The organism is Pantoea sp. PA1 (genome assembly GCF_056856975.1).
The window spans coordinates 1442064-1465503 of sequence record NZ_JBXGEE010000001.1 but is presented as its reverse complement, the minus strand read 5'-3'; the positions used below and the strand labels follow the sequence as shown (position 1 = coordinate 1465503).

Here is a 23440-nt window from a genome sequence, read left to right as displayed (position 1 = left end):
GGTAAACTCATTCCAGCAGCCAGACTAACTGATGAATCTGCCTTGAACCAGAGTCATGTAAAGGAGAAGAGAATGACCACACTGGAAATTTGCTGCTATGGCGTGGACTGCGCCGTGACCGCACAACAGGCGGGTGCCGATCGGGTTGAACTCTGTGCCGCCCCGCGCGAAGGCGGTCTGACCCCGTCTGCGGGGATGCTGAAGGTGGCCCGTCAGGCGGTTTCGATTCCGGTTCATCCTATTGTCCGGCCACGCGGGGGCGATTTTTGTTACACCGCACGTGAATTTGAAGCGATGAAATCGGACGTGGCGCTGATCCGTGAACTCGGTTTCCCGGGGCTGGTGATTGGTATGCTGGATGAAGATGCCCATATTCATCAGGGGCAGATGCGTCAGATTATGGCGCTGTGTGATGGCCTGAGCGTCACCTTTCATCGGGCCTTCGATCTCTGTCACAGCCCTAAGCGCGCCCTGGAAACATTAACCGATCTGGGGGTGGCACGGATTCTGACCTCCGGGCAGCAGCAAAGCGCCGAAAACGGAATTGCATTACTCCGGGAACTTAATGAGACCAGCAAGGGTCCTACTATTATGGCGGGTGCCGGGGTTCGTCTCAGCAACCTGCAAAAGTTTCTCGATATGGGCATTCGCGAAGTTCACAGCTCGGCCAGCCGCCTGATGGCCTCGCCGATGCGCTACCGCAAAGCGGGTGTTTCTATGTGTTCAGAAGCCGAAACCGACGAGTTCAGCCGCTACTGCGTCGACGGCGATGTGGTTGAGGCGATGAAAAGCGTGATGCAGATGAGCAGCGTCCGGGTCGCCTGAGCTACAACAGATTTTGCCGCGCAGCACGCCGATCATTGACGTGGTGTTTGCAAGTACCAAACCCCAGTATGCTTGCTGGGGTTCTTTTTGTCTGAAATTAAGGTTTAGGATCAAATTAGCGTCGGCTCAGGCTTTGTAAAAGCCTGAGGTTTCTTTAAAACGCACTACCTGTCTCTGGCTGGATAGTCTGTACAAGTAAGGCCAGGACTATGTATTACACGTATGACTTTCTGGCTCTTTTTGCGTCTGATAAAGGCGGGTTTCAGAATTGTGTGATGATAGCTTTCACTAAAGAAATTATTAAAAAAACGGCATACAAAAACAGCGATAAGAGTGAAAGGTAATAGTAATTATCAATCCATCCAGTGAGGTTGTAGTTCATGCCTTTCAGATGCTCGGTAATAGCGACGTGTTGTCTGGGCTGAAAAATGACCTTTTTTCCTTTTCTGAGTCTTGAGAAGAAATAGGACATACCAAACGACCCCAAAAAACCCATAGACCCATAAAACCTGTAAAGGGGTGGTAATTCAAACCTGGCATCATGGTAAAAAGATAACAAAGATTCATATTTCTCTTTGTTAATGGAAAAGATCACGAACTGTATAATGGTAATAAAGAAAGGCACAAGGGCACAGCCCATAGCGAGATAAAAAAGCCTATTTTCCATATTATTGTAACCACATATCCATAAAATAATCGTTTACTGCACTTGCAGCGGTCCCGCCGACTAGCGAACCCACTGCAGCACAGGCAACCCCCCCGGCACCAGCGGTAACTATACCTGCTGCAAAGCAAACGCCCATACCAGCAGATGCACCCAGTGTGCCTCCAGCCATGCCAGAAAATGTACCACTGGCAAATTTAGCGTATTCCTTAAATGCTATCTTACTGCATTCACCTTCTCGCCCAATCTTGCAGGCATTAGCGACTTCGTTTGTGGTTCCTAAAAAGGCAAAGCCTATTCCGATATATCCTCCGGATTTGAGGAATCGCGCCGCTCTGGCTGCATTGCCTACATAGAATGAATAACCGGGAATGCCGCCCAGGCCCACCGTTGACCACTCATGCACGATTGAACGACTGGAAAGATTTAAGGCTCGCTTCAGATTTTCGTACTGTCGGAACTTAACGACAGAACGTGATAGTGATTTTAACAGTGGCTTATTGACCAGTTCTCTAAGCTGGTTTAGCAACTGATTACGCTCGAGGAAAAACTGCTGGCTGATGAGCGTTCCCTGCGAACGGAACTGATTCTGATAACTGGCCTCAATTTTCGTCAAAGTTTGCTCAATGGCTCTGAAGTATCTTTCACCGGCATCGCCTGCTGTGCTGAAAATCTTATCTCCCGCGCCAGTCAAAGCGGCAATCAGACCGTAATGCTTTTGCAGAAAACTGGCATCGTCACCATCAATCCCTGTAAAGGCGTTATTGGTCTTGTCTTTCGCCTGCCTGAGTGAATGCAACATTTGCAGGGTGATTTGAGCGGGTGTCTCTGGATCAGCGACAATCAGAATCTGCCCAGGCTTAAGATAGCGGGTATCTGCATTAAGTTTCATAAACAGGCTGACTGCTGGAGATTGAACGTCCCTGAACAATTCTCGCGCCTGGTATTCCAGTGTTCCGGGTCTCTCCACAACACAATATCCGGGGGCAATATTACGCGCCATGATTCCTTTCTCCGTTCGTTATAAACCCGACATGATGAGTAATACAGACAGACGGCAGTACCGGTATGGATAAAAAGCTGGGGTAAATATAAATAATTCCGTTAAGCAACGCAAAAGTGTTGAGCCCTGCCAAAGGCGATTATAGCGACAGCCTGAAAATAACTGTCTGACGGTTTTCAGCCCAATACTTGCTATCCAGCTTGATACGGAATGGCTCCCTCGCTTTCCCTGCTGAATCCGGACGAGGAAAATACGTGCCGCCGCTTCAGCGTGTTTTCATATCCCTTACAGCCTATCAGCCGGGTAGACCACCCGCACGATGCGCAGCCGTCGTTCAGATGAATTATTCACTGCCATCCGGGACTTTTACCGCAGAGAGCCACGCAAACCGCCGCGCTATCCGTTACGCTTACATCACCGCACCGCTTCAGGCATAACTCCGGGCGGCAGCTTCAATTCGTCACCGGTTGCCGCTCTTTTTCACGGCAGGGTTTACACTTACAGCAACGTTGCCCGGAACTGACCCTATGAATCGCAATCAGAGTGCCGCTCTCATCCTGTTGCTGACTGCGCTGTGCAGTGGCAGCGTGGCGGCCAGCGCATGCCGGCCGCAGAGCACAACCATCACCAACAGCAATAACCTGATTCTGCTCGGCGGCAATGCCAAAGGCGCAGTGAAGCAGGTGATTGCGGGGGAATTTGGTAAGGATGTGAATTCTCAAAAGCGGGTGCTGGGCCAGTTTGACGCCTGCGGCGACCTGACCGTGGCTGACGTCAGCTATGACAAAAATGAGCGCAACGTTATCCTCAGTATGGAGCAGCACATTGCCAGAGTGCAGGGCGGCTGGGTGGCGGAATATGCCTGGCTGGTGAAAGTGCTGAAAGAGGGCAAGGAAGTCGTGGTCGACAACCGACAGGGGACGATTAACTGGCAGAAAGGGGAGCATGGCAATATCACCAGCGCCTCTGATAAATTTATCAGCATGGGAAAAAGCGGTTTTACCGACACGACCTATCGCTATGATCGCCAGTTGCGCCTGGAGAAGAGCGTGGCGCGCGGCAGCGACCCGACGACCAACGGCGAGTTTCACTATCACTGGAATCCAAAGGGACTGGTGACACGCACCACTTCCGCCCGCAGCACGGACAACTACACCTACGATCCGCAATGGCGTGAAGTGCGTCTGAACGGCACGGCCAGCACGCCGCTGAGCACGATCCGCTCGGTGGACGAGTGCCAGTCATGGGATGAGGTCGGTAACTGCACCCTGAGCTACCTGCATGAGACCGAAATTTTCACGCGCGGCACCATCGAACGCCACCTCAGTTCTGCCTATAAATATGAGTACTGGGATCAGCCTGCGGCGGAGGAGTAACGGGCGATCGGATCATCGCCCGTTGGCGGCTTATTTCACTGTCTGACTAAAGGCATCCAGCGCCAGCAGGGCGTTGGCAATATCTTCCGGTGACAGATGAGGATTCAGGTTTTTCAGCGTATCCCCCTCACTGTTGGCCAGAGCGCCCACTTTCACCAGATTCTCCCAGCTTTCATTTTCAAGATGCATCTCGCGGAGCGTGGTCGGCATGTTGATAGAGCGATAGAAACGGATGTAGCGCGCAATTTCCTCGTCCGGACGCTGCTCCAGCACCATCTGCGTCAGTGTGCCATAGGCAACTTTTTCGCCGTGGGTCAGATGATGAATATCACCATCAATGGCGGTAAAACCATTGTGAATGGCGTGAGCGGCTGCCAGCCCGCCGTTTTCAAAGCCCAGTCCTGAGAGCAGCGTATTCGCCTCAACCACCGCTTCCACGGCGGGCGTGACCCGTTTTTCGCTCACGGCGATATAGGCGCTGTAACCCCACTTGAGCAGTGTTTCTTCGCAGGCACGGGCAATCGCCAGTCCGGCAAGGGTCGGATCGCCGTTGACCATGGATTTCGCATGGGAATGCGCCACGGCCTGCGCTTCAACCCAGGTGGCCAGCCCATCGGCAATGCCAGAGGCAAAGAGTCGCGCAGGCGCACTGGCGCAGACAGCCGTATCCACCAGCACCAAATCAGGGTTTTTGCTGTAGAAGCGATAGCTCTCAAATACGCCACTGTCAGAGTAGATGACCGACAGGGCGCTGCAGGGGGCATCGGTAGAGGCAATGGTCGGCACGATGGCTACCGGCTGCTGAAGTTCGTCCGCCACTGCCTTAACCGTGTCCAGCGTTTTGCCGCCGCCCAGCCCGACAATCACGTTACAACCCTGGCGCTTCGCCAGCGCACTGAGACGGGTGATCTCATTGCTGGAGGCCTCGCCGTTAAATTGCTGCCAGCTGAATTTCACTCCCGCGGACTGCAACGTCTGTTGCGTCCGTTCACCAATCAGTTTCCAGACAACCTCATCCGCCACCAGAAAAGCCTGATCGCCCAGTTCAGTCAGCAACGTTCCCAGCTCGTCCAGTACACCTGCGCCCTGCACATATTTACGGGGTGATGAAAAAATAAATTTACTCATAATCACGTCTCCTTAATATGAATAGCCCGACCCGATCCAGCCTGGCACAATCCGCCCGGCATGGCAGGTGATCCCGCGCATTACGCTGTCAGGGCTGTTAAGCTGCCTGAACACCCCTTACCGGGAGAAACAACGGAGAATCATTATGAGCGCCACGCTCTTTTCATTTCTGTTTGCGATAACCATTCTGACGCTCACGCCTGGGTTTGACACCGCGCTGGTGCTGCGAACGGCCATCGCGCAGGGCTGGCAGCGCGCCTGGGCGACAGCGCTGGGTGTGACGCTGGGTTGTCTGCTCTGGGGGATCGCCGTCGGGCTGGGGCTGGGGGCGCTGCTGATGGCGTCTGAGATCGCCTATAACCTGCTGAAATGGCTCGGCGCGGCCTGGCTCTGCTATCTCGGCGTCAGGTTGCTGGTCACCCCGCGCCAGCAGTCGCCTGCTGTAGCTCAGCCCGCGATTCGCCAGCAGGGCTATCTGGCCTGCTTCAGTCGGGGATTGATGGGCAACCTGCTGAATCCAAAAGTGGGGGTCTTTTACGTCACCTTTCTGCCTCAGTTCATTCCGGCCGGAGCGTCAGTGGCGCTCTGGTGCAGCCTGATGGCGCTGGCTCACATGCTGCTGGGGCTGGTCTGGAATGCGGTGCTGATTGGCGGCAGCCACTTTTTCGCCGGTCATCTGCAAAAACCTGCGGTGCTGAAGGTGATGGATCGTTTGACCGGCTGCGTGTTTATTGGATTTGCGGCGAAACTGGCCTTGTCCCGCCGCTGAGACGTCAGGGTTTAGTGGCGACCAGCACGGCACGCAGGGGAGCGGGGTAGCCCTCAATCGTTTTGCTGGCGTCATCGGGGTCGAGAAACTCTGCCAGGGATTCGCTGGTCATCCAGTCGGTCCGGCGCTGCTCTTCCGTAGTGGTGCGGGCAAAATCAACGATCCGCACATCCACAAACCCGCTTTTTTCCAGCCAGCTCTTCAGGGCCTCGGCTGACGGAATAAAGAAGACGTTGCGCATCTGGGCATAGCGCTCGCCGGGCACCAGAACCTGATTCACATCGCCCTCAATCACCAGCGTTTCCAGCACCAGCTCGCCGCCGCTGACCAGCTGGTTTTTGAGCTGTAACAGGTGATCCAGCGGGGAGCGACGATGATAGAGCACGCCCATAGAGAAGACGGTATCAAACGCCTGCAGTGCCGGTAACTGCTCGATCCCCAGCGGCAGCATGTGCGCCCGGCGATCGTCATTGAGCAGCTTGCGCACGGCTTCAAACTGCACCAGGAAGAGCTGCATCGGATCGATGCCGACCACCAGATGCGCACCGGCACCGATCATGCGCCACATGTGATAGCCGCTGCCACAGCCCACATCCAGCACGGTGCGGCCCGCCAGGGGGGAGATGTGCGGCAATACGCGCTCCCACTTCCAGTCAGATCGCCACTCGGTGTTGATGTGCGTGCCATAGAGGGAGTAAGGCCCTTTGCGCCACGGCATGAGGTTACGCAGTAATTTCTCAATGCCCTGACGATGGCGATCGCTGATGTCATCACGGTCGGCGGTGACGCTGTGCAGCAGGTCCAGCTTCTGGGGCGCGAGCAGCGGCAGATACTCCAGCGACTTGTACCAGTCCCGGAAGTGACCGTGCAGGTTTTCCCGCTGCCATTCGCTGATTTGAGCCGGTAATACTTCCAGCCACTTCGCCAGCGGGCCTACCGCAATTTGCTGATAAAAACGGCCAAAGTCGATCATTTCAACGCCACCAGTGAACCAAAATTAAAGCACTGGAACCAGAGTTCGGCGTGCGGGAAACCGGCCTGCTTCAGGCGGGCTTTGTGGGCTTCAACGCTGTCGGTCAGCATCACGTTTTCCAGCATGCTGCGCTTCTGGCTGATTTCCAGTTCGCTGTACCCGTTGGCGCGCTTGAAGTCGTGATGCATGTTAAATAACAGCTCACCAACTTCCGCATCTTCAAAACTGAACTTCTCAGACAGCACCAGCGCGCCACCCGGTTTCAGTCCCTGCCAGATTTTCGTCAGCAGCGCCAGGCGCGCAGGCGGCTCCAGAAACTGTAACGTGAAGTTGAGTACCACCAGCGAGGCGTTCTCAATCTCAATATCGCGGATATCCGCTTCCAGCACCGTCACCGGCGTATCGGCGCGGAAGGCATCCAGATGACGACGGCAGCGTTCCACCATCGCGGGCGAGTTATCCACCGCGATGATCTCACAACCCGGCACATGAATATTGCGGCGCACCGACAGGGTGGCTGCGCCCAGTGAGCAGCCCAGGTCATACACCCGGCTCTGCGGGGTAACAAAACGTTCTGCCAGCATGCCAATCATCGAAATGATGTTGGAGTAGCCAGGCACCGAGCGCTGAATCATGTCAGGAAAGACTTCAGCCACGCGCTCGTCAAAAGTCCAGTCGCCCAGTTTTGCAATGGGCGCTGAGAAGAGTTGATCGCGGTCAGACATATCGAAAATCCGAAGAGACGACGGAAAGGGCGCTATTCTGGCAGAAAGTGGGGCAGGCTGCACCCCTTAACCCCGCCCCGCTTAATGGAGCGACAGCACCAGATCCCAGGGGAGATAGATCAGGTTAAAAATAACCATGCCGCAGAGGGAAAACAGCGTCAGCATCATGCCATATTTGCGGCCGGTCATTGCGCTGTTGCGTAATCCCCAGGCGTGCAGAAACCGGCCGATGAAAAACAGCAGCGCGGTGAGGTGCACCATCCAGATATCCGCGCCGTTCATCTCCATTACGACCAGCAGCAGCAGCGCCAGGGGAATGGTTTCGATGGCGTTACCGTGAATGCGGATCGCCATTTTCAGGTCGTGATAGCCGCCGTCGCCATACGCCACGCGATAAAAACGGCGGAAACGCACGACGTCCAGCGTGAATTTCATGATCAGTAAGGCACCCAGTACCACGTATAACGCGCTTATCATTGTCACTCCGGTACGCATTCAGAAGAGAGGCTATTCTATCCAGCGTTCGGCGCGCTGTCCCGTATGGCGTTTAAAACAGTGATGCCTGCTGCGGCCAGTCTGGCCCGTCACCGATGGCCGGATCGATCTGTTGCAGCTGCGGCCACAGCGCCTGCACCAGTGGAAAAACCTGGCCCATATCGGGCGTGTGCAGAAACAGCATGGCGTCACCCTGCTGCTGCCACTCGGCCAGTTTGCTGCGCCAGATCTGAAACAGCGGCACGCTCTCTTCCACGCTGTCGCTGCCGATAAAGCGCACCATCGGCTGTGAACCGGTGCGCAGCGCGTGGGGCGGCACCCGCGGCTTCTGCGCCCGGGCGGCCAGCGCGGCCGGACTCTGTGAGGTGGAAGCATGCACCGGACGGCTGTCGAGCATCACGCGATTGATGCCGCGTGCCAGCAGGCCGCAGTTCAGCGCCCGCTCAGCCTCGCCTTTGGCAAAGAACGCGGGATGGCGCACCTCCACCCCGTAGTGAAAACGGCGCGGCAGGCTGTCGAGAAAACGCCACAGGTCATCGAGCTGCGGCGGGGAGAAGCTGGCAGGCAGCTGCAGCCAGTACTGACCGATGCGATCGGCCAGTGGCTCCATCAGGCGCAGAAAATCGGTCAGCAGATCGTCGCTGTGCTGCAGCGCCGCCTGATGGCTGATGGTGTTGGGAAACTTAAAGCAGAAGCGAAATGCCTCATGCGTCATGTCGCGCCAGCGCATCACCGTTTCGGCATTCGGCAGCGCATACAGCGTGGTGTTTCCCTCCACACAATGGAAATAGCGGGCATAGTCCGCCAGGCTTTCAATGCCCCAGCGTTTCCAGTGTGAGTGCTGCCACTGGGGCAGGCCAATACGCAGTGTCACGCGCGCTCCTCGCGGCCGGTTAAGATACCCTATTATCTGTCAGGCTCAGGCAGGGGGGCAAATGCACAGAGGAAATCGGTGCTTTGGCGCGGATATGTTTATCCTGCCTGGCTTTTTCCATTATAATGGCCGCCATTTTTGCGACAGCATCGCATCAGGTAACGCGGCCGGATGCTGTCAGCTGCAGCGGCGAAGTTAAAAGGATAGTGTTATGCGTACAGAATATTGCGGACAGCTCAATCTGTCTCATGTGGGTCAGCAAGTCACGCTTTGCGGCTGGGTAAACCGCCGTCGCGATCTGGGCAGTCTGATTTTTATCGACATGCGCGACCGTGAAGGCATCGTACAGGTGTTCTTCGATCCCGATCGTCAGGACGCGTTTAAGCTGGCTTCTGAACTGCGTAACGAATTCTGCATCCAGATTACCGGTACCGTGCGTGCGCGTGATGAGAAGAACAAAAACAGCGACATGGCGACCGGTGAAGTGGAAGTGTTCGCCCAGGAACTGACCATCATCAACCGCTCTGAACCCCTGCCGCTGGACTCTAATCAGACCAACAGCGAAGAAGCACGTCTGAAGTATCGCTATCTGGATCTGCGTCGCCCGGAGATGGTGGCTCGTCTGAAAACCCGCGCCCGCATCACCAGCTTTGTGCGTCGCTTTATGGATGACGAAGGCTTCCTGGATATTGAAACCCCGATGCTGACCAAAGCGACACCGGAAGGTGCGCGTGACTATCTGGTGCCAAGCCGGGTTCACAAAGGGAAATTCTATGCACTGCCGCAGTCACCTCAGCTGTTCAAACAGCTGCTGATGATGTCCGGTTTTGACCGCTACTATCAGATCGTGAAATGCTTCCGCGATGAAGATTTACGTGCCGATCGTCAGCCTGAATTTACCCAGATCGATGTTGAAACCTCATTCATGACCGCGCCACAGGTGCGGGAAACCATGGAGCGTCTGATTCGCAACCTGTGGCTGGACGTCAAGGGTGTGGATCTCGGTGAGTTCCCGCAGATGACCTTTGCGGAAGCGATGCACCGCTACGGCTCCGACAAGCCGGACCTCCGTAACCCGATGGAGCTGGTGGACGTAGGCGACCTGCTGAAAAACGTCGAATTCCAGGTCTTCTCTGGCCCGGCCAACGATGAAAAAGGCCGCGTCGCCGCGCTGCGCGTGCCGACCGGTGCACAGCTGAGCCGTAAGCAGATTGATGAGTATGGCAAGTTTGTCGAAATATACGGCGCGAAAGGCCTGGCGTGGATGAAGGTCAATGTCCGTGCCGATGGACTGGAGGGCGTGCAGAGCCCGGTTGCCAAATTCCTGACTGCGGAGATCGTTGAGGGCATCCTGAGCCGTACCGGCGCGCAGGATGGCGACATCATCTTCTTTGGTGCTGACCGCGCTAAAGTAGTGGCTGACGCACTGGGTGCCCTGCGCCTGAAAGTCGGTCGCGAGCTGAACCTCACCGACGAGAACGCCTGGGCACCGCTGTGGGTGATTGACTTCCCGATGTTCGAAGAGGACGAAGAGGGCGGTCTGGCCGCGATGCACCATCCGTTCACGGCGCCAAAAGAGATGAGCGCCGAAGAGCTGGCGACCGATCCGACCCGTGCCGTGGCGAACGCCTACGACATGGTGATCAACGGTTACGAAGTGGGCGGCGGTTCTGTGCGTATCCACAACGGCAACATGCAGCAGACGGTGTTCAGCATTCTGGGTATTGAAGAGCATGAGCAGCGTGAGAAGTTTGGCTTCCTGCTGGACGCGCTGAAGTTCGGTACGCCGCCGCATGCAGGCCTGGCATTTGGTCTGGACCGCCTGACCATGCTGCTGACCGGCACCGACAACATCCGTGACGTGATCGCCTTCCCGAAAACCACGGCAGCCGCCTGTATGATGACCGAAGCGCCAAGCGAAGCGAACCCGGCTTCCCTGCTGGAGCTGGGCATTCAGGTGGTTAAAAAAGAAAAGCCTGAGAATAAATAATGGGCTATAAACACCCGGTTTCAGTGCTGGTAGTGATTTCGGCGCGTGATACTGGCCGGGTGTTGATGCTGCAGCGGCGTGACGATCCCGCGTTCTGGCAGTCGGTCACCGGCAGCCTGGAGCCGGGTGAGTCTCCGCTGGCGACCGCCTGTCGCGAAGTGAATGAAGAGGTCGGTATTGATGTGCTGGCTGAGCGTCTGGAGATGGAAGATTGTCAGCGTCAAATCGACTTTGAAATCTTTCCCCATTTCCGCCATCGCTATGCACCGGATGTCACCCATAATCACGAGCACTGGTTTCGCCTGCAACTGCCAGCGGAGCGCGATGTGAGGCTGACCGAACATCTGGCCTTTCGCTGGCTGGCAGCGGCGGAGGCGGCAGCATTGACCCGTTCATGGAGTAACCGCCAGGCAATCGAAGAGTTCGCCTGAAAACCTGTCGCCGCACGCTATTCCGGCGACGGAGAGATGATAAGTTGAATCGGGTGAGTGTTAACACAACGACACCACACTATTAAACAGTCGGGCGTCATCGCCGCCGCGACAATGTTCCCCGCCAGCAAGAGGGCACCCGCGTCAGGTTGACCGCGAGGATGACGCGCAGGCTCGCCCGTCACGGGCTGACAGGTTACGACCTGTCTGAGCTACGCCGGAGGACAGGATCGCAGCCAGATCGCCCGCACCCTGTAAAAGATCGGAGAGAAGAGAAAATGGCAGGACACAGTAAGTGGGCTAACACCAAACACCGTAAGGCGGCGCAGGACGCGAAGCGCGGCAAAATCTTCACCAAAATCATTCGTGAACTGGTGACGGCAGCCAAGCTGGGCGGCGGCGATCCGGGATCTAACCCCCGTCTGCGTGCGGCGATGGATAAAGCACTGTCTAACAACATGACGCGTGACACCATGGATCGCGCCATCGCGCGCGGTGTGGGCGGCGATGACAACGCCAACATGGAAACCATCATCTATGAAGGTTACGGTCCGGGTGGCTCCGCCATTATGATTGAATGCCTCAGTGACAACCGCAACCGTACAGTTGGCGAAGTGCGTCACGCCTTCACCAAAACCGGCGGCAACCTGGGAACTGACGGCTCCGTGGCCTACCTGTTTAACAAAAAAGGCGTCATCTCCTATGCGCCAGGCCAGGATGAAGATGCGGTCATGGAAGCGGCGCTGGAAGCGGGTGCTGAAGATGTGGTCAGCTACGACGATGGCGCGATTGATGTCTTCACCGCATGGGAAGAGATGGGCAGCGTGCGTGATGCACTGGAAGCCGTCGGCCTGAAAGCGGATACCGCAGAAGTGTCGATGATCCCGACCACCAAAGCGGAAATGGATGCGGAAACCGCGCCGAAACTGCTGCGTCTGATCGACATGCTGGAAGACTGCGACGATGTGCAGGAGGTTTATCACAACGGTGAAATCTCCGACGAGGTGGCGGAAACGCTGTAATGGCGTTGGCCATCACCGCTTCAACCGGAGAGGCGTAATGTCGATTATCCTGGGTATCGATCCCGGCTCACGCATCACCGGTTATGGGGTTATTCGTCAGACTGGCCGCCAGCTCACCTACCTGGGCAGCGGCTGTATCCGCACCAACACCGCCGAGCTTCCCGCCCGCCTGAAGCTGATTTATGCGGGCGTCTGCGAAATCATCACCCAGTTCGCACCCGACTACTTCGCCATTGAACAGGTGTTTATGGCAAAGAATGCTGACTCGGCGCTGAAGCTGGGTCAGGCTCGCGGTGCGGCGATTGTTGCTGCGGTCAACCACGACCTGCCGGTGTTTGAATATGCCGCCCGTCAGGTTAAGCAGACGGTGGTTGGCATCGGCAGCGCCGAGAAAAGCCAGGTGCAGCACATGGTGCGGACCCTGCTGAAGTTACCGGCAAACCCGCAGGCGGATGCCGCTGATGCCCTGGCCATTGCGATTACGCACTGTCACGTGGCACAGAATGCGACGCGGATGAGTGACAGCAAGCTGGTACTCACGCGAGGACGATTGCGATCCGGTTAACGGCCGCGGCACCGTCTCACTCTCAGGCTGGATATTCATCCAGCCTTTTTTATGTTATAAAATCCGCCACATTCGTAAGTTAAGGAAGCATTCAGGTGATAGGTCGTTTACGGGGCAACATTCTGGAAAAGCAGCCGCCACTGGTGCTGCTTGAGGCACACGGCGTCGGCTATGAAATTTACATGCCTATGACCTGTTTTTATGAGCTGCCTGAACTTCAGCACGAAGCGGTGATTTTTACCCACTTTGTGGTGCGCGAAGATGCCCAGCTGCTGTTTGGTTTTAACAGTAAGCAGGAGCGCACGCTGTTCCGTGAACTGATCAAAGTGAATGGCGTCGGGCCAAAACTGGCGCTGGCGATCCTCTCCGGCATGTCGGCGCAGCAGTTTGTGACCGCGGTGGAAAAAGAGGAGATCGCGTCGCTGGTGAAACTGCCCGGCGTGGGTAAAAAGACCGCCGAGCGTCTGGTGGTGGAGATGAAGGACCGCTTTAAAGGGATGCACGGCGACCTGTTTGGCGGTGATTCAGCCTTTACACTCACCACGCCAGGGCCGGAAGCGGAAACCAACGATGCGGAAGCGGAAGCGGTTGCAGCGCTGGTATCACTGGGTTATAAACCGCAGGAAGCGAGCCGTATGATCAGTAAAGTCGGTCGACCGGATGCGGATTGTGAAACCCTGATCCGCGAAGCGCTACGCGCCGCCATTTGAGGTAAGTGATGATAGAAGCCGACCGTCTGGTCTCCGCTGCCAGCGTTAACGAAGAAGAGATTATCGATCGCGCCATCCGGCCAAAGCTGCTGAATGAGTATGTCGGACAGCCACAGGTGCGTGAGCAGATGGAGATCTTCATCAAGGCCGCGCAGCTGCGCGGTGATGCGCTTGATCATCTGCTGATCTTCGGTCCGCCGGGGCTGGGTAAAACCACCTTGGCGAACATCGTCGCTAATGAGATGGGTGTTAACCTGCGCACCACCTCGGGCCCGGTACTGGAAAAAGCCGGGGATCTGGCGGCGATGCTGACCAACCTTGAGCCGCACGACGTGCTGTTCATTGATGAAATCCACCGCCTCTCGCCGGTCGTGGAAGAGGTGCTCTATCCGGCGATGGAAGATTATCAGCTGGATATCATGATTGGTGAAGGCCCGGCAGCCCGTTCGATTAAGCTCGACCTGCCGCCGTTTACCCTGATTGGTGCCACCACCCGTGCCGGCTCACTGACCTCGCCACTGCGCGACCGCTTTGGCATTGTGCAGCGGCTGGAGTTCTATCAGGTTAAGGATCTGCAGCACATCGTGGGCCGCAGCGCCGCCTGTCTCGGTCTGGCGCTGAGTGACGACGGTGCGTTAGAGATCGCCCGCCGCGCCCGCGGCACGCCGCGTATCGCCAACCGTCTGCTGCGCCGGGTTCGTGACTTCGCCGAAGTCCGGGCCAACGGTGAGATGAGCGGTGAAGTCTCCTGCAGTGCGCTTGATATGCTCAATGTGGACAGTGAAGGCTTTGACTATATGGACCGCAAACTGCTGCTGGCCATTATCGATAAGTTTATGGGTGGGCCGGTCGGACTGGACAACCTGGCGGCCGCCATCGGTGAAGAGCGCGAAACCATCGAAGATGTGATTGAACCCTTCCTGATTCAGCAGGGCTTCATTCAGCGCACACCGCGTGGCCGTCTCGCCACGCAGCATGCTTATCGTCACTTCGGCATTACGCGCGAAGATTAAACGGCGGGCTTGCGCACCATGCTGAAGATAAACAGGATGGCGGCGCACAGCACCACTGACGGGCCGGCTGGCGTATCATAGAACGCGGAGAAGGTCAGCCCGCCGGTTACAGCGATGACCCCGATCACCACCGCGACGGCTGCCATGCCTTCCGGCGAACGAACAAAACGCCGGGCGGTCGCCGCCGGTATGATCAGCAGCGACGTGATAATCAGCGCACCCACGAACTTCATCGCGACGCCGATGGTCAGTGCGGTGATCAGCATCAGGATCAGCCGGGTGCGCTGAATATTGACGCCATCCACCTGCGCCAGCTCCGGGCTGATGGTCATCGACAGCAGCGAACGCCACTGCCATGCCATCACCAGCAGCACGACCACCACGCCACCGCCCATCATCCAGAGATCGTCTGGCGTCACCGCCAGCAGATCGCCGAACAGATAGGCCATCAGATCGACGCGCACATTCTTCATCAGGCTGACGACCACCAGACCCAGTGACAGCGCGCTGTGCGCCATGATCCCCAGCAGCGTGTCGATTGCCAGATGGGGGCGCCGTTCCAGCCAGACCAGACCCAGCGCCAGGCAGACCGTCACCAGAATGACCGCATAGTAAGGATTAACGTTAAACAGCAGGCCAAACGCCACGCCGAGCAGGGAGGCGTGTGCCAGAGTGTCACCGAAGTAGGACATCTTGCGCCAGACGACAAACGAACCCAGCGGGCCGGCAGCCAGCGCTAACATCACGCCGCCTATCCAGCCCGGTAATAACAACTCAATCATGATGAACTCTGTCCTTTGCGTAAAACGATACGTCCCTGAAGGTCGTGACGGTGATTATGATGGTGACGGTAGATCGCCAGCTCCTGCGCACCGCGCGGACCAAACATGGCGATAAATTCAGGATGCTGTGACACCGCTTCGGGGGTACCGGAACAACAGATGTGGTGATTCAGGCAGAGCACTTCATCGGTTTTGGCCATCACCAGGTGAAGGTCGTGAGAGACCATCATCACGCCGCAGTTCAGTTCAACGCGCAGCTGATTGATCAGATCATAGAGGGCGACCTGACCGTTGACATCCACCCCCTGCGTCGGCTCGTCCAGCACCAGCAGCTGAGGCTGGTTGAGCAGGGCGCGGGCCAGCAGTACACGCTGCGTTTCGCCGCCCGAGAGTTTCTGCAGTGGGGCGTTGAGTAAGTGGCCCGCCTGCACGCGTTTCAGAGCGGGGAGGATCTCCGCCTGTTTACTGCCGCGGGTCAGACGCATAAAACGTTCGACGGTCACCGGCAGCGTCGGATCGATATGCAGTTTCTGTGGCACATAGCCAATACGCAGATCGGCATGGCGCTGAACCGTCCCGCTGGTGGGGGCGAGCAAACCCAGCACCACACGGACGAGCGTAGACTTACCGGCGCCGTTAGGCCCGAGCAGGGTGAGAATACGGCCAGGCTGCAACGCCAGGCTGACGCCCGATAAGACGTTGCGCTGGTTAAATTTTATCGAAACGTTATCAAGTGTGACAAGTGAGGTCATAGTATTTACAGGTTGCACAGAATTTCGAATGTTATAATATCACATTCCACTTCATGGTCACGATGGAATGACGCAATATGTTACATAATAAAAAAGGCGCAATTTTCGCCTTATCGGCCCTCGCTGTTTCAGCTTCGTTAACCCTTCCTGCAGAGGCCAACGTCGTCGCCTCATTAAAACCGGTCGGTTTTATCGCCGCAGCCATTGCCGATGGTGTTACCCCGGTTGATGTTCTGCTGCCAGATGGTGCCTCTGAACACGATTATGCCCTGCGCCCCTCTGATGCAAAACGCTTAAAAAACGCGGACTTAGTCGTCTGGGTTGGCCCTGAAATGGAAGCGTTTATGGCGAAGTCTGCATCTGAACTTCCGGCCAAAAAAAATCTCGCTATGGTCGACATCGACGGCGTAAAACCGTTATTGATTAGCGGCGGTGAAGATGAAGATGAACACGCAGCGGAAAATTCTGAAGAACAGGATGCCGGTGCACATCACCATCATCACGGTGAGTTTAATATGCACCTGTGGTTGTCGCCAGAGATCGCGCGCAAGACCGCGGTTGCAATCCATGGAAAATTATTGGAACTTATGCCGCAAGATAAAGCCAAACTTGACGCCAACCTCCAGCAGTTTGAGGTAGCGTTGGCAGACACGGACAAACGCGTTAGCGCACAACTTGCTCCGGTCAGAAATAAAGGATATTTCGTTTTTCACGACGCTTACACGTACTTTGAAAAGCACTACGGTCTCTCGCCTGCCGGGCATTTTACCGTGAATCCTGAAATTCAGCCGGGCGCACAGCGTTTACACCAGATACGAACACAGTTGGTTGAGCAAAAGGCGGTCTGCGTCTTTGCTGAGCCACAATTCAGGCCAGCAGTCATCGATGCTGTTGCCCGCGGAACGCAGGTGCATAAAGGCACGCTCGACCCGCTGGGGACAGACATCAGTCTGGCAAAAGACAGCTATGTGAAATTCCTCTCACAGCTGTCGGGCCAGTATGAAAGCTGCCTGAAAGGAGCATGAGGAATAGGTAAAAGTGCAGCAGATAGCCCGCTCTGTCGCCCTCGCATTTAATAATTTGCCGCGCCCCCACCGCGTAATGCTGGGTTCTTTAACTGTAGTCACTCTGGCCGTCGCTGTCTGGCGGCCTTATGTTTACCATCCCACCGATGACGTGACGCCTATCGTCAAAACGATCGAGCTGGACAAAAGTGAACTTCGTACGCTGCTGCCAGAAGCCAGTGAGCCTATCGATCAGAGCACACCGGAACCGGACGAAGAGCTGCCTGCAGATGATGTCGACACCGACGTGTCGGATACGGCAGGCGTGCATGACTACACCGTCTCTTCCGGCGATACGCTGAGCAGCGCCCTGAATCAGTATGGCATCGACATCGCTGACATCAATGCGCTGGTGGTAAGCGACCGCGATCTGCGAAATCTTCAGGTGGGTCAGCAGCTGAGCTGGACGCTGGATGATGATGGCGGTCTGAAAACCCTGAGCTGGGAAATCTCCCGTCGTGAAACCCGCACCTATGAGCGCACCCCGAAGGGTGGCTTTAAGATGGAAGCGGAGATGCAGAAGGGCGAATGGCGCAACAGTGTCATGCAGGGCGAAGTGCGTGGCAGTTTTGCTGCCAGTGCCATGCGGGCCGGACTGAGCGGCGCTGAAGCAAGCGCCGTCATCAAAGCGATGCAGTGGCAGATGGACTTCCGCAAGCTGCGTGCCGGTGATCAGTTCAGTGTTCTCATGTCGCGCGAAATGCTGGACGGTAAAAGTGCGCAGAGCCAGTTGCTGGGCGTGCGCCTGCGCAGCGGGGGCAAAGACTATTACGCGTTCCGTGCCGAAGATGGCAAGTTCTACGATCGCAGCGGCTCCGGCCTGGCGCGCGGCTTTATGCGCTTCCCGACGGTTAAGCAGTATCGTGTCTCCTCTAACTTTAATCCGCGCCGTCTGAACCCTGTGACGGGGCGTATTGCGCCGCACAAGGGCGTCGACTTTGCACTGCCGATCGGCACGCCGGTACTGGCTGTCGGAGATGGCGAGATCGTCGTGGCGAAAAATGGCGGTGCCGCCGGTAACTATGTTGCCATTCGTCATGGCCGTCAGTATATGACGCGCTATATGCACATGAAGAAAGTGCTGGTGAAGCCGGGTCAGAAAGTGAAGCGCGGTGACCGTATCGGCTTGTCCGGTAATACCGGACGTTCAACCGGGCCGCACCTGCATTTTGAAATCTGGATCAATAATCAGGCGGTTAATCCATTAACGGCGAAACTGCCGCGCATGGAAGGCCTGACCGGTAAAGAGCGCAGCGAGTATCTGGCGCAGGTGAAATCCTGGCTGCCGCAGCTGGGCCTTAAGTAAGCGATTTTCATCAGGTTGCACAAAAACCGACGGTTTCCCCGTCGGTTTTTTGTTATCCGGACCGTGATGATTGCAAATTTGTTTGCCGCCACTATCATTAGCCGGTCATTGCTTGAGGCGAGTGCATGGAAACCCGTAAAAAAAATAACACTGAATTCATTCCCGTTTTTGAACGATCTTTTCTCAAACCGAAATACTGGGGCAGCTGGCTGGCGATTGGCGCACTGGCCGGCCTGGCTTATTTACCGCCAAAAGTGCGCGATCCGCTGTTAAGCCGCTTAGGCCGGTTCGCCGGTAAGCTGGCAAAGGGGGCGCGTCGTCGTGCGCTGATTAACCTCTATTACTGCCTGCCGGAACTCAGCGAAGCGCAACGTGCCACGCTGGTGGACGAAATGTTTGCGACTGCACCGCAGGCGATGACGATGATGACCGAGCTGGTGCTGCGCGATCCGGCCCGCATTCGTCAGCGTGTCGAATGGCATGGTCGTGAAATTATCGACCAGATGAAAGCCGCGCAGGAGAATGTGATTTTTCTGGTACCCCACGGCTGGGCGGTGGATATTCCGGCCATGCTGCTGGCGTCAGAAGGGCAGAAGATGGCGGCGATGTTCCATAATCAGAGCGATCCGCTGCTCGATTATGCCTGGAACAGCGCGCGTCGTCGTTTCGGTGGCCGGATGCATGCCCGAAATGATGGCATTAAGCCGTTTATCAGTTCGGTGCGCCAGGGCTACTGGGGCTACTATCTGCCCGATCAGGACCATGGCGCCGAGCACAGCGAGTTTGTTGACTTCTTCGCGACCTACAAAGCAACGCTGCCCGCAGTCGGGCGGCTGATGAAAGTGTGTCGCGCCCGCGTGGTGCCGCTGTTCCCGGTCTATAACAGTGAGCGGCATATTCTTGAAATCTATGTGCGTCCGCCGATGGATGATCTGCTGGAAGCGGATGATCATCAGCTGGCTCGCCGGATGAATGAAGAGGTGGAAATTTTTGTCCGCCCGCATCCCGAGCAGTACACGTGGATCCTCAAGCTGCTGAAGACCCGCAAAGAGGGTGACATCGAACCCTACTCGCGCAAAGAGCTCTATCCACGCAAATAGTCTGAAGGCCGCGCAAGCGGCCTTTTTTTATAACGCTTCCAGTTTGCTGCGACGCTTTCTCTCGCGCATAAACAGGATCACCAGACCAAACCACAGTAAGCCACTGATAAAGTTGATCAGGCAGAACCAGAGTGTGCCACCGCTGAAGTAGCCACTCTTCGCCAGTTCAATCCCCACCGCCAGCGTCAGAATACTGATCATCCCCAGCATCGCTGCCACGCTGCCTTTACCCTCATTGCTGGCGTACAGCGTCAGGCGATAGAGCCCGGCGTTCACCATGCCTGCACCAAAAGCGTAGAGGCTGAGACCGGCCGTAATCAGCAGATAGCCATGGCTGTTCAGCAGGCTCGCCACCAGCGCCAGGCTCAGACCGATCAGAATCGGCCAGGCAGCAAACTTAACCGGCTGCTCAATCGGCACGCGTCCCGCCAGCTTACTCAGCGTCAGGTTACCGGCGATCATCGCCATAAAGACCGGAAGCTGCAGCAGGGCATACTGCATCCGCGACAGGCCTTCGTCATGCATCAGGATCACCGGCGAGAGGGCAACCCAGGTGAGGATCGGGATAAAGACCATGCCGATGGCAAAAGAGCCGGACATCACCAGCCGATCCTTCATCAGCCGGCCATAGTTGCGCGCCAGGCTGGGCAGGGCGATAGAGTGGCTGCGGTCGCCCGCGGTTTCGGGCATGACCCGCCACAGCACCGCAAACGCCACCAGGCTGCAGGCGGCAAACAGCCAGAACATGCTGCGCCAGCTGCCGACGGTCAGCCAGGCAGCACCGGCCAGCGGGCCGGCCAGGGGAGCCAGCAGCGCCACGTTGGCCATCAGCGCCATCATGCGCACCGCCAGCGCCTCATCAAAGGCTTCCTGAATCGCGGCATAACCCACTGCGCCAATAAAGCAGAGGCTGATGCCCTGAACAAAGCGCAGGCTGACAAACTCTTCAATGGAGCTGACCCAGTTGGTCAGGATACAGGCGATGGCAAAAAACAGGATGCCGGCGAGCATCACCGGGCGGCGGCCAAACTTATCAGAGAGCGGGCCAAGCAGCCATTGCAGTACCACGCCGCCAATCAGGTAGGCGGTCAGTGAGGTGGAGACCCACTCCGGGCCGACAGCGAATTCGCTGGTGACGATCAGCATGCCCGGCTGGATCATGTCGTGAGCAATATAGGTGGCAAACTCAAACAGCACTAATGCCAGAGGGAAAAGCAGAATCCGGCCGGTCAGCTGGCTGATGGGTTGAAAACGGGCCATCTGGCCTCCTTGTCAGAAAAGAAAACGCGACTGGCTGGCAGTCGCGTTACTGATTCTACACTGACAATGTCAATCCGGGCTTAATTAATCCACGCGCAGCACGCGGCTGGTATTGGTCGTGCCGGTGGCACCCATCACATCACCCTGCGTCACGATGACCAGATCGCCTGATACCAGGAAACCTTTGTCACGCAGCAGATTGACGGCATCGTGTGCCGCAGCCACACCGTCGTTGTTGCTGTCGAAGTAGACCGGGGTGACGCCGCGATAGAGCGCGGTGAGGTTCAGCGTGCGCTCATGGCGTGACATGGCAAAAATCGGCAGGCCTGAGGTGATGCGCGAGGTCATCAGCGGCGTACGGCCCGACTCGGTCATGGTGATGATCGCGGTAACGCCCTGCAGATGGTTCGCGGCGTACATGGATGACATCGCAATCGCTTCTTCGATGTTATCGAACTGCACGTCCAGACGGTGTTTGGAAACGTTGACGCTTGGGATCTTTTCCGCGCCCAGGCAGACTTTCGCCATCGCCGAGACGGTTTCAGCCGGATACTGGCCTGCGGCGGTCTCCGCGGAGAGCATCACGGCGTCGGTGCCATCCAGTACGGCGTTCGCCACGTCCATGACTTCGGCACGGGTCGGCATCGGATTGGTGATCATCGACTCCATCATCTGAGTCGCGGTGATGATGGTGCGGTTAAGCTGGCGGGCGCGGCGAATCAACGCCTTCTGAATGCCGACCAGTTCCGGGTCGCCAATTTCGACGCCCAGGTCGCCACGGGCTACCATCACCACGTCAGAGGCGAGAATGATGTCATCCATCGCTTCCTGGCTGGCGACCGCCTCAGCCCGCTCTACCTTCGCGACCAGACGGGCATCACAACCCGCTTCACGCGCCAGGCGACGCGCCAGATTCATATCCTCGCCACAGCGCGGGAAGGAGACGGCCAGATAATCGACCTTGATTCTGGCGGCGGTAATAATGTCCGCCTTATCTTTTTCAGTCAGCGCTTCCGCCGACAGGCCGCCGCCCAGCTTGTTGATGCCTTTATTGTTCGACAGCGGGCCACCCACGGTGACTTCGGTGAAGACTTTCATGCCCTGAACTTCCAGCACTTTGAGCTGCACGCGGCCATCATCCAGCAGCAGGATATCGCCTGGCACCACATCTTCCGGCAGGCCTTTATAGTCGATGCCCACCCGCTCTTTATCGCCTTCACCTTTACCCAGGGTGGCATCCAGCAGGAAGCGGTCGCCGATATTCAGGAAAACTTTGCCTTCTTTGAAGGTCGAAACACGAATTTTTGGCCCCTGGAGGTCGCCAAGGATCGCAACATGGCGGCCCAGTTTAGCGGCAATCTCACGCACTTTATCCGCACGAAGCTGGTGATCTTCTGGCGTGCCGTGAGAGAAATTGAGTCGTACAACGTTCGCGCCCGCCGCGATGATTTTTTCAAGATTGTTGTCGCGATCGGTGGCCGGACCGAGGGTAGTAACGATTTTGGTTCTTCTGAGACGTCTTGACATCGGGGACTCCGTAAACATTTAAGCGTGTCCGGATCAGTGGACACAGCATGGTTATCTATTCTATATGATCGACAGCGTGTGATACGACTCACATTGTAAATGCGATGTTAATTTTTTTGCGGTGCATCCTCTTTCCCTGGAGACTGCTTTTCGTAACGCGACGCTTTCAGCGCCTCTTTCACGCGCTTCAGGTTTTCGCGGAACGGCGCACCCCGTTCAAGGGTAAAGCCGGTCGCTAAAACATCGATCACGGTTAACTGCGCCAGGCGCGACACCATCGGCAAATAGACATCAGTATCTTCCGGGACATCAAGCACTAAAGCGATGGCGGCTTCATCGGCAAGGGGTGAATCGGGAGAGGTGATGGCAATAACGGTGGAACCGTTTACACGGGCCAGGCGAGCCAGTTCTACCATATTTTTTGTGCGCCCAGTATGTGAAATGAGAACAAAAACGTCACCGGCTCGACTATTTATGCAACTCATGCGCTGGATCACAATATCGTCAGACCAGATGACAGGAATATTAAAGCGCAGGAATTTGGTAAAGGCGTCATGGGCCACCACGGCGGAGGCGCCCAGACCGAAGAAGGCAACTTTATCGGCCTGCGCAAGCTGAGTGATCGCCTGCTGCAGCCGCGAACTCTCCAGCTGATCCCGAACCCGCTGCAAACCTGCCAGCGCGGAGTCAAAGATTTTGTGGCTGTAGTTCTCCACACTGTCATCCTCCTCCACACCCCGGCTCACCCAGTTGCTGCCCTGCACCAGGCTTTGCGCCAGCTGCAGTTTAAAGTCGGGAAAACCGCGTGCGCCTAAACGGTGGCAGAAGCGGTTTACCGTGGGCTCACTGACGCAGGCTTCGCGTGCCAGAGTGGCAATGCTGGCGTGCATCGCCGCCTGCGGCGCCGCCAGAATCTGCCGGGCGACTTTCTGTTCCGCTTTACTCAGCGAAACGAGCTGCACCTCAATTTTTTCCAGCATGTTCATAAGCCGATGACCATTATCATTTTTAGCAATTTCAGAAATCCCTGTCGTCAGAGCTGATTAATAGAGACTATATCGCGTCAGCGGGGGGCGGGCGCAGTGA

At 56.6% G+C, this 23440-nt stretch carries 23 protein-coding genes; 12 read left to right on the top strand and 11 right to left on the bottom strand.

Annotated features, from left to right (window positions below):
- Window positions 1–72: 72 nt before the first annotated feature.
- Window positions 73–825, top strand: a complete 753-nt coding sequence (gene cutC / locus AC1V0D_RS07175) for a copper homeostasis protein CutC (RefSeq protein ID WP_267369177.1) — start codon at window positions 73–75, stop codon at window positions 823–825.
- Between the two features lie 668 nt (window positions 826–1493).
- Here the strand turns inward: cutC and AC1V0D_RS07170 are convergent.
- Window positions 1494–2492: a hypothetical protein gene (locus AC1V0D_RS07170; RefSeq protein ID WP_265139143.1), complete on the bottom strand. Its 999-nt coding sequence runs from the start codon at window positions 2490–2492 to the stop codon at window positions 1494–1496.
- Between the two features lie 527 nt (window positions 2493–3019).
- Between AC1V0D_RS07170 and AC1V0D_RS07165 the strand changes: the two genes are divergently transcribed.
- Window positions 3020–3868: a hypothetical protein gene (locus AC1V0D_RS07165; RefSeq protein WP_154928298.1), complete on the top strand. Its 849-nt coding sequence runs from the start codon at window positions 3020–3022 to the stop codon at window positions 3866–3868.
- 30 nt (window positions 3869–3898) lie between these two features.
- Here the strand turns inward: AC1V0D_RS07165 and AC1V0D_RS07160 are convergent, their stop codons facing one another.
- Window positions 3899–4996 (bottom strand): glycerol dehydrogenase, encoded by a 1098-nt coding sequence (locus AC1V0D_RS07160; protein WP_267369178.1) that lies wholly within the window; start codon window positions 4994–4996, stop codon window positions 3899–3901.
- 145 nt (window positions 4997–5141) lie between these two features.
- Here AC1V0D_RS07160 and AC1V0D_RS07155 point away from each other — a divergent pair, with 145 nt between their 5' ends.
- Window positions 5142–5765 (top strand): LysE family translocator, encoded by a 624-nt coding sequence (locus tag AC1V0D_RS07155; protein ID WP_267369179.1) that lies wholly within the window; start codon window positions 5142–5144, stop codon window positions 5763–5765.
- Between the two features lie 4 nt (window positions 5766–5769).
- On the opposite strand, the gene cmoB is transcribed toward AC1V0D_RS07155, so the two are convergent.
- The 4 genes from cmoB to AC1V0D_RS07135 all read right to left on the bottom strand — a co-directional run bounded on the left by cmoB (window position 5770) and on the right by AC1V0D_RS07135 (window position 8832).
- Complete coding sequence (cmoB, locus tag AC1V0D_RS07150; RefSeq protein ID WP_058957334.1) at window positions 5770–6738, bottom strand: tRNA 5-methoxyuridine(34)/uridine 5-oxyacetic acid(34) synthase CmoB; 969 nt, start codon at window positions 6736–6738, stop codon at window positions 5770–5772.
- Window positions 6735–7463, bottom strand: coding sequence for a carboxy-S-adenosyl-L-methionine synthase CmoA (gene cmoA / locus AC1V0D_RS07145; RefSeq protein ID WP_009089712.1), 729 nt, complete (start codon window positions 7461–7463; stop codon window positions 6735–6737). Before cmoA ends, cmoB begins: the two co-directional genes overlap by 4 nt.
- Window positions 7464–7544: 81 nt before the next feature.
- Window positions 7545–7940, bottom strand: coding sequence for an MAPEG family protein (locus AC1V0D_RS07140; protein WP_009089714.1), 396 nt, complete (start codon window positions 7938–7940; stop codon window positions 7545–7547).
- A gap of 70 nt (window positions 7941–8010) precedes the next feature.
- On the bottom strand, window positions 8011–8832 hold the full coding sequence (locus AC1V0D_RS07135; protein ID WP_482907166.1) for a DUF72 domain-containing protein: 822 nt from the start codon (window positions 8830–8832) through the stop codon (window positions 8011–8013).
- Window positions 8833–9043: 211 nt separating this feature from the next.
- On the opposite strand from AC1V0D_RS07135, the gene aspS reads away from it, so the two are divergent.
- From aspS to ruvB, 6 genes are all read left to right on the top strand, one after another.
- Window positions 9044–10822 (top strand): aspartate--tRNA ligase, encoded by a 1779-nt coding sequence (aspS, locus tag AC1V0D_RS07130; protein ID WP_267369180.1) that lies wholly within the window; start codon window positions 9044–9046, stop codon window positions 10820–10822.
- Entirely contained in the window at window positions 10822–11253 is a 432-nt protein-coding gene (gene nudB / locus AC1V0D_RS07125) for a dihydroneopterin triphosphate diphosphatase (protein WP_111207755.1), read from the top strand. Before aspS ends, nudB begins: the two co-directional genes overlap by 1 nt.
- Before the next feature lie 278 nt (window positions 11254–11531).
- Window positions 11532–12275 carry a YebC/PmpR family DNA-binding transcriptional regulator gene (locus AC1V0D_RS07120; protein ID WP_009089723.1) on the top strand — a complete coding sequence of 248 codons (744 nt, stop codon included), beginning with the start codon at window positions 11532–11534 and terminating at the stop codon, window positions 12273–12275.
- A 37-nt stretch (window positions 12276–12312) separates the two neighbouring features.
- Window positions 12313–12840 (top strand): crossover junction endodeoxyribonuclease RuvC, encoded by a 528-nt coding sequence (ruvC, locus tag AC1V0D_RS07115; RefSeq protein ID WP_009089725.1) that lies wholly within the window; start codon window positions 12313–12315, stop codon window positions 12838–12840.
- A 95-nt stretch (window positions 12841–12935) separates the two neighbouring features.
- On the top strand, window positions 12936–13550 hold the full coding sequence (ruvA, locus tag AC1V0D_RS07110) for a Holliday junction branch migration protein RuvA (RefSeq protein ID WP_046101988.1): 615 nt from the start codon (window positions 12936–12938) through the stop codon (window positions 13548–13550).
- 8 nt (window positions 13551–13558) lie between these two features.
- The gene (gene ruvB, locus AC1V0D_RS07105; protein WP_009089728.1) at window positions 13559–14563 is read left to right on the top strand and encodes a Holliday junction branch migration DNA helicase RuvB; all 1005 of its coding nucleotides are present in this window, start codon (window positions 13559–13561) and stop codon (window positions 14561–14563) included.
- Here the strand turns inward: ruvB and znuB are convergent.
- Both znuB and znuC read right to left on the bottom strand, forming a co-directional pair.
- Window positions 14560–15345: a zinc ABC transporter permease subunit ZnuB gene (gene znuB / locus AC1V0D_RS07100; protein WP_009089730.1), complete on the bottom strand. Its 786-nt coding sequence runs from the start codon at window positions 15343–15345 to the stop codon at window positions 14560–14562. The two genes, ruvB and znuB, sit on opposite strands and share 4 nt — an antisense overlap.
- Window positions 15342–16097 (bottom strand): zinc ABC transporter ATP-binding protein ZnuC, encoded by a 756-nt coding sequence (gene znuC / locus AC1V0D_RS07095; RefSeq protein ID WP_009089732.1) that lies wholly within the window; start codon window positions 16095–16097, stop codon window positions 15342–15344. Before znuC ends, znuB begins: the two co-directional genes overlap by 4 nt.
- A 77-nt stretch (window positions 16098–16174) precedes the next feature.
- Between znuC and znuA the strand changes: the two genes are divergently transcribed.
- The 3 genes from znuA to lpxM all read left to right on the top strand — a co-directional run bounded on the left by znuA (window position 16175) and on the right by lpxM (window position 19567).
- Complete coding sequence (znuA, locus tag AC1V0D_RS07090) at window positions 16175–17122, top strand: zinc ABC transporter substrate-binding protein ZnuA (protein WP_058957330.1); 948 nt, start codon at window positions 16175–16177, stop codon at window positions 17120–17122.
- Window positions 17123–17135: 13 nt separating this feature from the next.
- Entirely contained in the window at window positions 17136–18467 is a 1332-nt protein-coding gene (gene mepM, locus AC1V0D_RS07085; protein WP_482907165.1) for a murein DD-endopeptidase MepM, read from the top strand.
- 125 nt (window positions 18468–18592) lie between these two features.
- Window positions 18593–19567, top strand: coding sequence for a lauroyl-Kdo(2)-lipid IV(A) myristoyltransferase (gene lpxM / locus AC1V0D_RS07080; protein WP_267369182.1), 975 nt, complete (start codon window positions 18593–18595; stop codon window positions 19565–19567).
- Window positions 19568–19594: 27 nt separating this feature from the next.
- On the opposite strand, the gene AC1V0D_RS07075 is transcribed toward lpxM, so the two are convergent.
- The 3 genes from AC1V0D_RS07075 to AC1V0D_RS07065 all read right to left on the bottom strand — a co-directional run bounded on the left by AC1V0D_RS07075 (window position 19595) and on the right by AC1V0D_RS07065 (window position 23340).
- Window positions 19595–20827, bottom strand: coding sequence for an MdfA family multidrug efflux MFS transporter (locus tag AC1V0D_RS07075; protein ID WP_482907164.1), 1233 nt, complete (start codon window positions 20825–20827; stop codon window positions 19595–19597).
- Window positions 20828–20911: 84 nt separating this feature from the next.
- The gene (gene pyk, locus AC1V0D_RS07070; protein WP_009089741.1) at window positions 20912–22354 is read right to left on the bottom strand and encodes a pyruvate kinase; all 1443 of its coding nucleotides are present in this window, start codon (window positions 22352–22354) and stop codon (window positions 20912–20914) included.
- 107 nt (window positions 22355–22461) lie between these two features.
- On the bottom strand, window positions 22462–23340 hold the full coding sequence (locus tag AC1V0D_RS07065; RefSeq protein ID WP_482907163.1) for a MurR/RpiR family transcriptional regulator: 879 nt from the start codon (window positions 23338–23340) through the stop codon (window positions 22462–22464).
- Window positions 23341–23440 lie beyond the last annotated feature (100 nt).

Coding starts and splice junctions, on each gene's coding strand:
- pyk (WP_009089741.1), bottom strand. CDS start 22,354: ATGTCAAGACGTCTCAGAAGAACCAAAATCGTTACTACCCTCGGTCCG.
- ruvC (WP_009089725.1), top strand. CDS start 12,313: ATGTCGATTATCCTGGGTATCGATCCCGGCTCACGCATCACCGGTTAT.
- ruvB (WP_009089728.1), top strand. CDS start 13,559: ATGATAGAAGCCGACCGTCTGGTCTCCGCTGCCAGCGTTAACGAAGAA.
- lpxM (WP_267369182.1), top strand. CDS start 18,593: ATGGAAACCCGTAAAAAAAATAACACTGAATTCATTCCCGTTTTTGAA.
- nudB (WP_111207755.1), top strand. CDS start 10,822: ATGGGCTATAAACACCCGGTTTCAGTGCTGGTAGTGATTTCGGCGCGT.
- AC1V0D_RS07065 (WP_482907163.1), bottom strand. CDS start 23,340: ATGAACATGCTGGAAAAAATTGAGGTGCAGCTCGTTTCGCTGAGTAAA.
- cutC (WP_267369177.1), top strand. CDS start 73: ATGACCACACTGGAAATTTGCTGCTATGGCGTGGACTGCGCCGTGACC.
- aspS (WP_267369180.1), top strand. CDS start 9,044: ATGCGTACAGAATATTGCGGACAGCTCAATCTGTCTCATGTGGGTCAG.
- AC1V0D_RS07155 (WP_267369179.1), top strand. CDS start 5,142: ATGAGCGCCACGCTCTTTTCATTTCTGTTTGCGATAACCATTCTGACG.
- AC1V0D_RS07120 (WP_009089723.1), top strand. CDS start 11,532: ATGGCAGGACACAGTAAGTGGGCTAACACCAAACACCGTAAGGCGGCG.
- AC1V0D_RS07165 (WP_154928298.1), top strand. CDS start 3,020: ATGAATCGCAATCAGAGTGCCGCTCTCATCCTGTTGCTGACTGCGCTG.
- AC1V0D_RS07140 (WP_009089714.1), bottom strand. CDS start 7,940: ATGATAAGCGCGTTATACGTGGTACTGGGTGCCTTACTGATCATGAAA.
- AC1V0D_RS07160 (WP_267369178.1), bottom strand. CDS start 4,996: ATGAGTAAATTTATTTTTTCATCACCCCGTAAATATGTGCAGGGCGCA.
- cmoA (WP_009089712.1), bottom strand. CDS start 7,463: ATGTCTGACCGCGATCAACTCTTCTCAGCGCCCATTGCAAAACTGGGC.
- znuB (WP_009089730.1), bottom strand. CDS start 15,345: ATGATTGAGTTGTTATTACCGGGCTGGATAGGCGGCGTGATGTTAGCG.
- znuA (WP_058957330.1), top strand. CDS start 16,175: ATGTTACATAATAAAAAAGGCGCAATTTTCGCCTTATCGGCCCTCGCT.
- AC1V0D_RS07170 (WP_265139143.1), bottom strand. CDS start 2,492: ATGGCGCGTAATATTGCCCCCGGATATTGTGTTGTGGAGAGACCCGGA.
- znuC (WP_009089732.1), bottom strand. CDS start 16,097: ATGACCTCACTTGTCACACTTGATAACGTTTCGATAAAATTTAACCAG.
- cmoB (WP_058957334.1), bottom strand. CDS start 6,738: ATGATCGACTTTGGCCGTTTTTATCAGCAAATTGCGGTAGGCCCGCTG.
- AC1V0D_RS07075 (WP_482907164.1), bottom strand. CDS start 20,827: ATGGCCCGTTTTCAACCCATCAGCCAGCTGACCGGCCGGATTCTGCTT.